Here is a 12723-nt window from a genome sequence, read left to right as displayed (position 1 = left end):
CTAGGATGGGCTCATGGACTCAACGCGCACGCAGAACATCAGGACTCTCTCAGCCCGACTCAACTCGTTCCACTCGTCCATCTACTTCTCCGAGACCGTGGGCCGCTCGTATGCCGAACTCGGCCTCGAACCCGGCATCCCCGCGAACATGGCCGCCCGTTCGGCCCCCATGGGCCGGGTCACCGCGGGCGTCGTCGCCGGAACGTTCTGCAACTATTCGCCTGCCTTCATCGCCACCCTCATTCCCCGTCTCTGGGACACGGTCTCGCCCGATGTCATGGTCTCCGCGCGCTTCGACGCCGTCTCCCTCTACTTCGAGGAGCTCTTCGGCTCCCGCGACGACATCGCCCTGCTCACCGAGGCGGCCACCGAGCTCACGAACGCCCTCGCACCCGTGCGGGCGGCCCTCGACTTCTCCGGGCGGGCCCTGGCCGCGGCGACCGCCGAGGCCGTCGACGCCCACACCCCGGCCACCGCGTTCGAGGCTCTCTGGGACACCGCCACGGTGCTGCGCGAGTTCCGCGGCGACGGTCACGTCGCCTCCCTCGTCACCGCCGGAGTGCCCGGCATCGACGCGCTTCTCCTCGACGTCGGCACCGGTGCCTCGTTCAAGCCCCGTGCCGCGCAGAAGACTCGCGGGTGGAGCGATGAGGAGTGGCAGGCCGCCCAGACGCGCCTCGCCGAGGCGGGACTGCTGACGATCGGCACCGACGACCGCGGCTACCCGCTGCCGGAGATCACCGAGGCGGGACGGACGCTGAAGGAGGAGATCGAGGTCCTCACCGACGGCACGGTCGCCGCCGCCTGGTCCGTCCTCGACGACGAGCAGATCTCAGCCCTCGTGTCCCCGAGCCGCACCCTGGTCAAGGTCTTCGCGCAGGCCGGAGCGTTCCCCGCCTCGGTTTTCGCCCAGCCGGCGAAGAAGACGAACTAGGACGTCGTCGGGAGCGGGAATCCGGGGAGTCGTCAGTCCTCGGAGGCGAACTCGGCGACGACCTCGGCGGAGATCCGCTTCGCATCATCGGAGCTCGGGCCCTCCGGCGTGAAGACGGCACGACGGTAGTACTCGAGTTCGACGATGGAATCGCGGATGTCGCCGAGCGCGCGGTGACCGCCGTGCTTCTCCGGAGCCTGGAAGTAGGCGCGCGGGAACCACTGCTTGGCGAGCTCCTTGATCGAGGAGACGTCGATGATCCGGTAGTGGAGGTAGTCGACGAGTTCGGGCATCTGCTTGCCCAGGAACACCTTGTCCGTGCCCACCGAGTTCCCGCCCAATGGGGCCTTGCCGACCTCGGGCACGTGGCCCTTGACGTACTCGAGGACTCGGGCCTGAGCGTCGGCGACGGTGGTGCCGGAGTCGAGTTCGGTGATCAGGCCCGAGGCGGTGTGCATCTTCGTGACGAACTCATTCATGTTCTCCCGCGCCGCCGCGGAGGGCCGGATGACGATGTCGATGCCCTCGTCGAGGGGTTTGAGGTCGAAGTCCGTGACGATCGCGGCGATCTCGACGAGTTCGTCGCGCGCTTCGTCCAGGCCGGTCATTTCGCAGTCGATCCACACAATTCTGTCGTTGCTCACCCTGCAAGCCTATATGCTGCCCGGCGCACGCGTGCCCGAGGCGTCGGGCAGGCAGCGCCTGTGACGCCGAGGCGGTGTGGGCGACGACACACGCTGAGTGCATCCGCAGAACCCGTCCCAGCTCAGTGGCCTAAACTTGGACTGTCGTCTGCCCACATGGGGCCGGCGAGGAAGTGCCGAGTTGAGGAGAAGGTTCGCGCGTGCGTTACACACTGGCTGTGATTCTCATGGTGGTGGGTGTCGTTGTCTCAGGCCTCGGGCTGCTGCAGAAGACCCTGTGGGCCCCGGACGACACGATCACCGCCACGACGCAGATCGAGGGGTCAGCGCCGGCCGTCATCGTCGACCCGGGCATGCTCAACCTCTATGACACCCCGGCGAAGCTCACCGCCGAGGGCACGGGCGACCTGACGATCGCCCAGGCCCCGATCGAGAGCATCGACGCGTGGATCGGCGATTCCGCCGCCGCCCGCGTCACCGGGCTCGCCACCGGCGGCGGGCTGACCGTCGAGGCCAAGGACGGTGCGGCCGAGGTGCCCAACCCGGCAGGTGCCGACCTCTGGGAGGCCGAGGTCACCGGCAGCGGATCCGTGAGCCTGGACTGGAACGCCGAGGCCAACCGCACCGGATTCCTCATCGCCGGCACCGGACAGCCCGGCGAGGTCACCTCGGTGACCCTGTCGTGGCCGAGCAACGCCGCCACCCCGTGGGCGCTCCCGCTGATGATCGCCGGCGGAGTCATCTTCGTCATCGGCGTCGTCCTCCTCATCCTCGGACGGCGCACCGCGAAGCGGGAGGCCGACCGGCGCAAGGCCCGCCAGGACCGTCGCCGCAAGCTGGCCGAGTACGGCACGGCGTTCGCGATCGTCCCCGTCCTCGCGCTCAGCGCGTGCGGGACCGAAGAGCTGCCGAAGCCCGAACCCTCGGCGGCACCCACCGCCCCGATGGCCGGGGTGAGCGCCACCCAGGCCGAGCGCATCCTCGGCGCTGTGGCCACCGACGTCGCCGCCGCCGATGAGAAGCTCGACAAGGGAGCCCTCGAAGCCCGCGCGGCCGGACCGGCCCTCGACCAGCGCACCGCCGCCTACGAGGTGAAGAAGAAGGTCAAGGACGAGAAGCTGCCGCCGGCCGTCGCCGCCGACGACATCGTGCTCAACTACACCGCCGCCACCGACGCATGGCCGCGCGTGACCAGCCTCGTCACCTCCGCCGGGGACTCCGCCCAGCTCCTCGTCCTCACCCAGGAGGACCCGCGCTCGGACTACAAGCTGTGGTCGCAGACCCAGCTCGTGCCCGGCACGAAGCTGCCCGAAATCGCCGACGCCCGCCAGGGGTCCCCGCTGCTCGACGCGACCGCCGAGGGCTTTGCCAAGACCCCGCAGCAGACGCTCGCCGACTACGCGAAGGCCCTGAGCTCGGGTGCCGACTCGAAGGAGGCGAAGACCTTCGAAGCCGACGACTTCTCGAAGTCGATCTGGGCGAACCAGAAGGAGCAGAAGAAGAGCGCCGAGGCGGGCAAGGCGAGCGTGAAGTTCGCCTACGAGCCGGGCAAGCAGATCGTCGCCCAGGGCACCGCGGGAGACGCCGCGGTCGTCACCGGCGTCATCGAAGCGACGTCGACGATCACTCCCCAGTCCGAAGGCGGACGCACCGGCACGCTGACGCTGAGCACCCCGCAGAAGGAGCTCACTGGTGAGAGCAGCACGCAGAAGCCGGTGACGACCTCGACGTACCAGGTGCTCACGTTCCTCGTGCCCAAGGACGGCAAGGTCCGCCTCATCGGCGGACTCGAAACCCTGAGCGGAGCCAAGCTCGGCTGAGCCGGCCTCCGCTGACGCACCAGCCACTGACCAGCAAGCAAAGGAGATCCCGTGACAGTCAATCCCTCACAGGACGCAGGCCCGCAGCAGGGGCTCGACCTCTCCGCGGTCCGGTCGAAGAACATGCCCGCCGGTGAGCAGGCGAGCCCGGCCCAGGACCCGAACGCGGTGCCCCTGCCCTCCCTCGTCCTCGACGTCGACGAGGCTGTGTTCAACGACGTCGTCGCCCTCTCCGAACGCGTCCCCGTCGTCATCGACCTGGGTTCCCCGGCGAGTGAGGAGAGCACCCAGCTCAGCCGGGCGCTCGAGAGCCTCATCGCCGGCTACGGCGGGCGCCTCGTGCTCGCCCGCGTCGACGTCGACGCCAACCCCCGCCTCCAGCAGGCCTTCGGCGTGCAGGCGGCACCGACCGTCGTCGCCGTCATCAAGGGCCAGCCGGTGCCGCTGTTCCAGGGGACCCTGCCTGAGCCGCAGATCGCCGCGTATCTCGACGAACTCCTCAAGCTCGCCGCGGAGAACGGGGTGAGCGGTCACGCCGTCGTCGACGGTGTCGAACCGGAGCCGGCGGGCCCGAAGCATCCCGAGGCCGAGGCGGCACTGGCCGAAGGCGACTTCGACACCGCCGAATCCCTGTTCAAGGCAGCGCTTGCCGAATCGCCGGCCGATGAGGAGGCGAAGTTCGGTCTCGCCCGCGCCGGTCTCGGCCGCCGCCTCATCGACGCCGACCCCGCCGAGCTGATCGCGGCCGCCGATGCCGACCCGAAGGACGTCGAAGCCGCCATGGCCGCCGCCGACGCACAGGTGGTCACCGGCGATCCCGCCGGCGCCTTCACCCGACTCATCTCCCTCATCCGAACCTCGGCGGGGGAGCAGAAGGAAGCACTGCGACTGCGGGTCCTCGACCTCTTCGAGATCGTCGGACCCGACGACCCAGCAGTGGCCAAAGCACGCACATCACTGATGAGGGCATTGTTCTGATCCAGATAGTCCGCCTCACCACAGCCGTCCTGTTCGCGATCGCCGCGGCGATCCTCGCAGTGCTGGTCGGCTCAGCCCTGTCCGTCGTCGGCACCGACGAGGTCACCGAGACCGAGGCCTTCGAGGTCTCCGACGGCTCCTATGCCATCGTCCTCGACGAGGCGGTCATACCCTACTCGGGCACCGACGTCACGATCGAGGCCCGCAACAGCCAGGGCAAGGAGCTCTTCCTCGGCACCGCGAACGGCGTGGACACCGACAGCTTCCTCGACGGGGTCTCGCAGATCCAGATCAGCGACGTCGACTTCCCGAACTCGGTGACGAAGCGCTCGCTGCCCGGCGACCCGGCACCGGCCGCCGACATCGCCGGACGCGACTGGTGGATCTCCCGGGAGACCGGGCAGTCGGTGACGAAGACCTTCGACCTCGACGCCGACCCGCAGATGCTCGTCATCGCCCCGGCCACGGCGGGGGAGAACCTCGACGGCACGAGCGTGCAGCTGAAGATGCGCGTCGAAGGCGTGTTCGCGCTCAGCCTCATCGGACTCGCCGTCGCGATCATCTTCGCAGGCGCCGCCGCGTACTTCTTCCTCCGCTGGTGGAACGGACGCATCCGCCCCCGGAAGAAGACGGGCACCCCGAGGACGCCGGGCACCGGAACAGGAGAGGACTCCGTGCACACCCGCAGGACCACGCGCCGGGGATCCGGCGACTCCGCCACCGCCCCCGAGGCACCCAAGGGCGGGCAGACCGGCGGGCAGACCGACGCCCCCAGGCGGTCCCGGCGCGGAGCCCGCGCCCGCGTGGCCACCGCGCTCACCCTGACGACGGGACTCGCGCTCAGCGGCTGCGCCGCCCTGCCCATTGCCCAGCCCCACACCCCCCAGGTCACCCCGTACGAACGCACCGCGGTGCGGCCGGGGGAGGCCGGGAAGTTCATGACCGCCTACACCGAGTCGCTGGACAAGATCCTCGAGAACAAGGGCGAAGGCCTCGAGACCATCCAAGGGGCCCCGCTCATCGACCGCACCCGGGCGCAGATCCAGATCGCGGACAAGACGAAGCAGAAGCTGCGCGCCCCGAACTTCGCCGAGGTCGTCGCGGGCGGTCCGAGCTTCGAGAAGTACCCGATGTGGTTCTACGCCCTCGGCACGACCGACGGGGAGGACAAGCTCACCCAGGTCCAGCTCGCGACCCGCGAATCCGCCTCGACCCAGCCGATCGTGCGCACCGCGGTCTTCATCCCCGCCGATCAGGCTCCCACCCTGCTCGCCGACGGCTCCGGCGCGGTCGAGACCGCCCCGAAGGCGTTCACCGAGTCGATGGCCACCGCGGCCGACGAGGTCTCGGCCTATCTCGCCGACGGCAAGGCCGAGAAGGTCAAGGGCCTCGACCAGGGCGGATTCAAATCCTTCCGGGACTACCTCGGCGGGCTGCGGAACAAGGACTCCGGCTTCGACGAGGTCAAGGCGGAGTGCAAGCCGTACGCCGACCTCGACTTCGGGTCGATGACGCTCAAGACGGAAGACGGCGCCCTCGGCATGGGCGAGGTCCGCTGCACGCTGACGATCAAGGTGCCCGAGGACTACTCGCTCGACCTCGGCGACACGATCGAGGCGGTGAAGACGAACGACAAGAACGGCAACACCGTCAAGGTCGACACCGCCCAGCCCTACGTCATCATGGCCAAGGGCGAAGAGCTCACCGCTGTGGCCTCCGACTGGGACATCCTCTCCTCCCGCATAAAGTGAGGCTTGAGGCGGGACGGCGGCAGACGGGACGGTCGAGATCTCAGGCGGCGACCGCCTCGGCGGCCTTCACCTGCCTGCCCACCCGGGCCAGCCACCACAGGCCGATGAGGGGGAGGACGAGGGGGATGAAGCCGTAGCCGATGCCGAAGGTCGACCACACCGAGGGCTTCGCGAAGTCCTCGGGCACGGTGAGGCTGAGGATGCCGACGACGATGACGCCTGCGAACTCGATGAGGCACGCGGCGATCGCGATGCGGTGCGTGAGGCGACTGCCGATGACGAAGCACACGGTGGCGAGAATGTAGATCAGGGCGGCGAAGACGGAGAGCGAGTACGCGATCGGGGCGACGTCGAACTCCCGGATCACCTGGTAGCCGGCCCGCGCGGTCGCCGAGAGCGCGAAGATGCCGTACACGGCGGTCAGGGCCCGCCCGAGACCCGAATGCATCGCCGAGTACGGGGAGCGGGGAGAGCGGGTGCGGCTGCGCCTCGGGTTCACTGCCAAATCTGGTCCATCCTCTCGATCATGACGATCACCGTCAGCCCGGCCGCGATCAGCACGCCGGGACCCCACCGGGACAGCTCCGCGAACGCCCAGAACCCGGCGAGGGCCATGACGAGGATCGCCGTGATGACGTAGCCGAAGAAGAGGAGCGGGTCGACATCGCCGGCACCGCCGAATGCGACGATCGAAACGACGAGCTGGACGATGAGGAGCAGCAGGAGCAGTGCCGCGACTCCGAGCAGCAGCCTGCCGGCGGGTCGGTTGCGGATCGTCTCGACGATCGACCAGACCGCGAGCACGGCCGCGACGCCGTAGAGCACGAAGGTGAGAACGGTGAACACCCGCTCAAGTCTAGTCACCGCACGTGGCGCCGGAGAATCGTGGACGGCCCGGGCGGCGGGTGAGATCGGGCACGACTCCTGGCCGGGCCCCGGGCTGAGCGCCTAAAATGGTGGGCGTGCCGATCTACCTCGACCATGCAGCGACCTCGCCGATGCCCCCGGCGGTGCTCGACGTCTACACCGCGGAGCTGAGCCGACGGGCCAACCCGTCCGCGCTCCACGCGGTCGGTCAGGCTGCCCGCATGCGCCTCGAGACCGCCCGCGACGACCTCGCCCGCGCCCTCGGCGCCCAGTCGTCGTCCGAGGTCGTCTTCACCTCCGGCGGCACGGAGGCCGACAACCTCGCCGTCAAGGGCCTCTACCTCTCCCGCAACGACGGGTCGTTCGCCTCACCGGCACGACCGCGCGTGCTCACCTCGACGATCGAGCACCACGCGATCCTCGACTCGGTCGAATGGCTCGAGCGCCTCGGTGCCGAGGTCGTCGACCTTCCCGTCGATGGCAACGGTCGCCTCGACCTCGCGGCCGCCGAAGCCGAGCTGCGCCGCGACCCCGACCGCACCGCGCTGGTCACCGTCATGGCCGCGAACAACGAGATCGGCACGATCCAGCCGATCGCCGAACTCGGGGCCCTCGCCGCAGAACTCGGCGTCCCCTTCCACATCGACGCCGTCCAGGCGCTCGGGCAGATCCCGCTGGACTTCTCCGCCCTCGGGGCGACCGCGATGACGGTGACCGCGCACAAGATCGGCGGACCCGTCGGCATCGGCGCCCTCCTCCTCGACCGGGGTGCGGCCCCGACACCCGTGCTCCACGGCGGCGGCCAGGAGCGCGGAGTGCGTTCGGGCACCCTCGACGTCGCCGGGGCCATCGCCTTCGCCGCTGCCGCCGACCTCGCCACCTCCGACCTGACCACCCGTGCCGCCGGTTTCGCGGCCCTGCGCGACCGCCTCATCGCGGGCATCGAGGATACGATCGACGGCGCCCGCCTCTCCGGTCCGCGCGGTGAGGGACGCCTGCCCGGCAACGCCCACTTCACGTTCGCCGGCTGCGAAGGCGACTCCCTGCTCTTCGGCCTCGACGCCCGCGGCATCGCCACCTCGACGGGCTCGGCGTGCTCGGCCGGGGTGTCCCGTCCCTCGCATGTGCTGCTGGCCTGCGGGATGGATGAGGACGTCGCCCGCTCGGCCCAGCGCTTCAGCCTCGGCCACGATTCGACCGCCGCCGACGTCGACGCCGTGCTCGCCGTCCTCCCCGAGGTCGTCGACCAGGCCCGCCGGGCCGGAATGGTCTCGGCCACCCCACGATGGAAGCAGGAGAGCGCATGAGAGTCCTCGTCGCCATGTCCGGCGGAGTCGACTCCGCCGTCGCCGCCGCCCGCGCCGTCGACGCCGGCCACGAGGTCGTCGGCGTCCACCTCGCCCTGTCCCGCATGCCCGGGACCCTGCGGACGGGTTCGCGGGGCTGCTGCACGATCGAGGACTCCCGCGACGCCCACCGGGTCGCAGGCATGCTCGGCATCCCCTTCTACGTGTGGGACTTCTCGGAGCGGTTCAAGGAGGACATCGTCGATGACTTCATCGCCGAGTACGCCGCCGGCCGCACCCCCAACCCGTGCATGCGCTGCAACGAGCGGATCAAGTTCGCCGCCCTCCTCGACCGGGCGCTCGCACTCGGCTTCGACCGGATCGCGACCGGCCACTACGCCGAGGTGATCCGCGACGCCGAAGGCCGTCCCGAACTCCACCGCGGGGAGGACCTGCTCAAGGACCAGTCCTACGTCCTCGGCGTGCTCACCGGGGATCAGCTCGAGCACTGCTACTTCCCGATCGGGGCGACCGCCTCGAAGGCCGAGGTCCGCGCCGAGGCGGCCGAGCGCGGTTTCCCCGTGGCGAACAAGCCCGACTCCTACGACATCTGCTTCATCCCCGACGGGGACACGAAGGCGTGGCTGTCGGACAAGATCCCCATGCGTCCGGGCCTGATCAAGGACGAAGACGGCGCGGTCCTCGGCGAGCACGATGGGGCGATGACGTACACGATCGGCCAGCGCAAGGGTCTGGGCATCGAGAAGCCCGCCGCCGACGGCCGGCCCCGCTTCGTCACCGGACTCGACCCGGAGTCGAACACCGTGACCGTCGGCTCCCGCGAGGACCTCACCGTCCATCACCTCACCGGCATCCGCACCTCGTGGAGCGGGCCCGCTCCGAGCGACATCGGCGACACGGTGGAGACGGGCATCGACTGCGAGGTCCAGATTCGCGCCCATGCCGACCCCGTGCCGGCCCGCGCGTGGCTCGGCGAGGTCATCGCCGAGGTGCCCGCCCACGAAGCCGATGTGCCGGCCGCCCGGCCCGCCGGTCAGCTCCTCCACGTCGACGTCGCCGAGGCGCTGTCCGGGGTGGCCCCGGGACAGACGATGGTGATCTACCGGGGAACCCGGGTCCTCGGTCAGGCGACGATCGACGTCACCGCCAAGGACCGCCTCGGCGAGGGTGCGATCGCCACCGCCACGGTCTGAGGGTTCGCGCCCGACTCCGGGTGCGCGCCGCCCCCGGTGACGTCGGTGGTCGGCGGTAGCCTTGAGGTCATGAAGGAATCCCCGCAGGACGTCGTCACCGCGCCGTATGGCACGTGGTCGTCGCCGCTGAGCGCGGCCGAGGTCGCCGCGGGGGCCGCCCCGATCTTCGAGGCGAAGTTCCGCGGCGAGCACGTCTACTATTCGACGAAGTTCCCCGAGGAGAACTCCCGCACGGGTCTCGTGAGGACCTCCCTGTCCCATCCGGGTGCCGGTGAGCGGATCCTCCCGGAGACGTTCAACATCCGCTCCGCCGTCCACGAGTACGGGGGCGGGGCGTGGGCGCTCGACCCGCTGAGCGAGGTCATCTGCTTCGTCAACGCCGCCGACCAGCGGGTGTGGCAGATCATCCCCGGCCGGTCCCCGCACGCGCTCACCCGCGACACGTCCGGGCTCGTCCGCTACGGCGACCTCCACATGACCCCGTGGGGTCTGCTCTGCGTGCGCGAGGACTGCCGGTCGACGGTGCGCGAACGCGCGATCGTCCTCATCACCCGGCACGGGACGACCCGGGTGCTCTCCCGGCAGTCCCACTTCATGGCGTGGCCCAGGCTCTCACCCGACGGCCGGCTGCTCACCTTCATCGGCTGGGAGCACCCGAACATGCCGTGGGATGCGACGAGCCTGTGGGTCACCGACCTCCAGGACTCGACCTCGGGGAGGGTGTGCGGGGTCCTCCACGGTGTCTCAGGCGCGGCCACCTCAGGAGAGGGCGTCTCGCTTCTCCAGCCCGAGTTCTCCTCCCCGACGACGCTGCGGATCATCTCCGACCACACCGGGCAGTGGGCCCTGCACTCCCTCGACCTCGCCGAGGCGGTCGCCGCCTCCCCGACACCTCGCCCGGTTGCGTGGACGACCGCGGACCTGCGTCCCGTCCTCGACACGGGAGCCGAGATCGGGGGACCCCTGTGGCAGCTGGGGGCCACGTGGCACCTCGGCGAGGGGGATGAGATCTGGGCGCACTCGCAGTCCGACCTCGCCGCACTCGTCCGGGCCCGGACGACGGACCCGACTACAGCCTCGGCGACTGACCTTGACGCCTCGGCGACTGACCCTGGCGCCGCAGCGTCGACAGTCGAGACGATTGCAACGGGCGGGAGCATCGAACTCCACGACCTCGGACGCACCCACGTCCTCCTCACCCTCAAATCACCCGAGTCCTCAGGGGCGCTGTGCGCCGTCGACCGCGTGACGGGGGAGATCCGCGAGATCGCCGTCGAACGCCTCGACGCGCACGACGACTACTACTCGCGTCCCTTCACGCGCCGCCTCGGCGGGGTCCCCGTCGTCATCCACCCGCCGCACAATCCGCGCTTCGCCGCCCTCGAACGCGAACGCCCGCCCTACCTCGTCGTCGCCCACGGCGGTCCGACCGGGCAGGCGACAGCGGACATGTCGGCGCGGATGAGCTACTTCGCCTCCCGCGGGATCGGCGTCATGGAGGTCAACTACGGGGGATCGACGGGCTTCGGCCGGGCCTGGCGGGAGCGCCTGCGCGGTCAGTGGGGCATCGTCGACGTCGACGACATCGTCACCGCTGTGAAGGCGCTCGTCGCCGACGGCCTCGCCGACCCCAAGCGCATCGCGATCTCCGGCGGCTCGGCGGGAGGCTGGACGGCGCTCTCGGCGCTCGCCTCCTCCGACGTCTTTGCGTGCGGCACCTCGTACTTCGGCGTCACCGACCTCATGCGCTTCATCGTCGACACCCACGACTTCGAGAAGCACTACGTCGACGGGCTCGTGGGCGCCTGGCCGGAGGCCCAGGACGAGCTGTTCTCCCGGTCGCCGATCCACCGCACCACGCAGATCAGCGTGCCCGTCGCGATCATGCAGGGCGACCGGGACCCGATCGTCCCGCCGAATCAGGCTGCCCAGTTCGTCGACATGCTCAGGCTTGCGGGAGTGGAGTACATTTACCGTCTGTACAAAGGCGAATCCCACGGCTTCGTCCGCACCGAGACCATCATCGATTCCCTCGAAAGCGAGTTCCGTTTCTATGTCGACGTCTTCGGAATCCCCCGCAGCCGCAGGCACCCCTGAGCGGGGGAGCGAGGCGGTGACCTCGGGCCGGTCGGACGCCGGTCCGAGCGCACCGGCACCCTCGGCGACGACGACGGGTGTGTGGATCCCCGAGGCCCTCGACCTCGGTCCCGGGCAGGCCTCTCGGCAGGCCGCCTCGGCAGGGTTCGGCCTGCTCTCGGACGGTCTCCCGCCCGTCCCGCTCATCGCCCGCCCCTCCGGCGACCGGTGGGGCGCCGACGCGATCGGTCGGGCGGTCGGACTCCTGCGCGACCTCCACGTCGACCGCGTCTCCTACGGGTGGCGGCTGACGAGCACGGCCGGTCGGGACGAACGCCTCGAAGCCTCGGGTCTCGGGGAGGCCCTCGACGCCGTCGCCGAATACGGTGAGGGATTCGCCGGCCCGGTCCAGATCTCCCTGCCGGGCCCGTGGACGCTCGTCACCGCGCTCAGCCTCTCCTCGGGGGTGCGCGTGCTCGGCGACCCGGGCGCCCGCCGCGACGTCATCCAGTCCTACGCCTTCGGGATCGCCGACCTCGCCGAACGCCTGCGGCGCCTCGGCTTGTCCTCCGTCGTCCGCTTCGCCGAGATGCGCCTCGACCCCGTCCTCACCGGCACCTGGCCGACCGTCTCCGGGTTCGCGAGCCTGCCCGCGATCGGCGAGGCCCAGGTCTACGCTGCCCTGACCTCGACCCTGCGCCACCTCCCGCCGGTCATCCTCAGCCTCCCCGACCTCGCACCGCTGAATGTGCGGGGCAAATCGATCCCCGCCGCCGAGGTGGTCCGCAGCACCGGTGCCGCCGCCGTGTCAGTGCCGTTGGCTAGTCTGAGGGCAGCAGGATGGGAGCAGCTGGCGACGCTGTCCGAGGCGGGTGTGGGCACGTGGCTGCGACTGCCGGCGGAGGCCGGGGCACGGTCGGAGGAGGTGAGGCGATGGCTCGAGGGTATCGCCGAACCGTGGCACCGGGTCGGCATGGGTACCGCCAGCCTGTCCCGCTTCGGCGTGCTCACCGGTGAGGAGCTGCCGCTGAGCCACCCGCCGCTGCTCGACCCTGCCGCGTCACCGGCACGGGCGGACCAGCCGGCGATGCGGCTCGCCGCCGGGCTGCGCCGCGCCCTCGAGGAGGCGTAGATGGGCGGACCAGCGTCGAGT

11 protein-coding genes are annotated in these 12723 nt (G+C 70.3%); 8 read left to right on the top strand and 3 right to left on the bottom strand.

Annotation, left to right across the window (positions count from 1 at the left end):
• The first annotated feature begins 13 nt into the window (after positions 1-13).
• Entirely contained in the window at positions 14-934 is a 921-nt protein-coding gene (locus AACX88_RS08765) for an SCO6745 family protein (RefSeq protein WP_339392652.1), read from the top strand.
• A 32-nt stretch (positions 935-966) separates the two neighbouring features.
• Here the strand turns inward: AACX88_RS08765 and orn are convergent, their stop codons facing one another.
• Positions 967-1578 (bottom strand): oligoribonuclease, encoded by a 612-nt coding sequence (gene orn / locus AACX88_RS08760; RefSeq protein ID WP_339392651.1) that lies wholly within the window; start codon positions 1576-1578, stop codon positions 967-969.
• A gap of 227 nt (positions 1579-1805) precedes the next feature.
• On the opposite strand from orn, the gene AACX88_RS08755 reads away from it, so the two are divergent.
• The 3 genes from AACX88_RS08755 to AACX88_RS08745 are packed head-to-tail and all read left to right on the top strand — an operon-like array spanning position 1806 to position 6127.
• Positions 1806-3398 carry a hypothetical protein gene (locus AACX88_RS08755; RefSeq protein WP_339392692.1) on the top strand — a complete coding sequence of 531 codons (1593 nt, stop codon included), beginning with the start codon at positions 1806-1808 and terminating at the stop codon, positions 3396-3398.
• 51 nt (positions 3399-3449) lie between these two features.
• The gene (locus AACX88_RS08750; protein ID WP_339392650.1) at positions 3450-4376 is read left to right on the top strand and encodes a co-chaperone YbbN; all 927 of its coding nucleotides are present in this window, start codon (positions 3450-3452) and stop codon (positions 4374-4376) included.
• A 59-nt stretch (positions 4377-4435) separates the two neighbouring features.
• Positions 4436-6127 carry a hypothetical protein gene (locus tag AACX88_RS08745; RefSeq protein ID WP_339392649.1) on the top strand — a complete coding sequence of 564 codons (1692 nt, stop codon included), beginning with the start codon at positions 4436-4438 and terminating at the stop codon, positions 6125-6127.
• Positions 6128-6167: 40 nt separating this feature from the next.
• Here the strand turns inward: AACX88_RS08745 and AACX88_RS08740 are convergent, their stop codons facing one another.
• Both AACX88_RS08740 and AACX88_RS08735 read right to left on the bottom strand, forming a co-directional pair.
• Positions 6168-6575, bottom strand: a complete 408-nt coding sequence (locus AACX88_RS08740; RefSeq protein WP_339392691.1) for a hypothetical protein — start codon at positions 6573-6575, stop codon at positions 6168-6170.
• Positions 6576-6622: 47 nt separating this feature from the next.
• Positions 6623-6973 (bottom strand): hypothetical protein, encoded by a 351-nt coding sequence (locus AACX88_RS08735; RefSeq protein WP_339392648.1) that lies wholly within the window; start codon positions 6971-6973, stop codon positions 6623-6625.
• A 116-nt stretch (positions 6974-7089) separates the two neighbouring features.
• Here AACX88_RS08735 and AACX88_RS08730 point away from each other — a divergent pair, with 116 nt between their 5' ends.
• The 4 genes from AACX88_RS08730 (at position 7090) to AACX88_RS08715 (ending at position 12702) form a co-directional block, all read left to right on the top strand.
• Positions 7090-8301: a cysteine desulfurase family protein gene (locus AACX88_RS08730; RefSeq protein WP_339392647.1), complete on the top strand. Its 1212-nt coding sequence runs from the start codon at positions 7090-7092 to the stop codon at positions 8299-8301.
• Positions 8298-9494, top strand: coding sequence for a tRNA 2-thiouridine(34) synthase MnmA (mnmA, locus tag AACX88_RS08725; RefSeq protein ID WP_339392646.1), 1197 nt, complete (start codon positions 8298-8300; stop codon positions 9492-9494). The genes AACX88_RS08730 and mnmA overlap by 4 nt, the downstream gene beginning before the upstream one ends.
• Before the next feature lie 69 nt (positions 9495-9563).
• Positions 9564-11591 carry a S9 family peptidase gene (locus AACX88_RS08720; protein WP_339392645.1) on the top strand — a complete coding sequence of 676 codons (2028 nt, stop codon included), beginning with the start codon at positions 9564-9566 and terminating at the stop codon, positions 11589-11591.
• On the top strand, positions 11548-12702 hold the full coding sequence (locus AACX88_RS08715; protein WP_339392644.1) for a uroporphyrinogen decarboxylase/cobalamine-independent methonine synthase family protein: 1155 nt from the start codon (positions 11548-11550) through the stop codon (positions 12700-12702). Before AACX88_RS08720 ends, AACX88_RS08715 begins: the two co-directional genes overlap by 44 nt.
• Positions 12703-12723 lie beyond the last annotated feature (21 nt).

Source organism: Brevibacterium metallidurans (assembly GCF_037101285.1).
Lineage (GTDB): Bacteria > Actinomycetota > Actinomycetes > Actinomycetales > Brevibacteriaceae > Brevibacterium > Brevibacterium metallidurans.
The sequence above is the reverse complement of the archived record's forward strand: the minus strand, read 5'-3'. Positions and strand labels throughout refer to the sequence as shown.

Coding starts and splice junctions, on each gene's coding strand:
- AACX88_RS08765 (WP_339392652.1), top strand. CDS start 14: ATGGACTCAACGCGCACGCAGAACATCAGGACTCTCTCAGCCCGACTC.
- AACX88_RS08720 (WP_339392645.1), top strand. CDS start 9,564: ATGAAGGAATCCCCGCAGGACGTCGTCACCGCGCCGTATGGCACGTGG.
- mnmA (WP_339392646.1), top strand. CDS start 8,298: ATGAGAGTCCTCGTCGCCATGTCCGGCGGAGTCGACTCCGCCGTCGCC.
- AACX88_RS08715 (WP_339392644.1), top strand. CDS start 11,548: ATGTCGACGTCTTCGGAATCCCCCGCAGCCGCAGGCACCCCTGAGCGG.
- AACX88_RS08755 (WP_339392692.1), top strand. CDS start 1,806: ATGGTGGTGGGTGTCGTTGTCTCAGGCCTCGGGCTGCTGCAGAAGACC.
- AACX88_RS08740 (WP_339392691.1), bottom strand. CDS start 6,575: ATGCATTCGGGTCTCGGGCGGGCCCTGACCGCCGTGTACGGCATCTTC.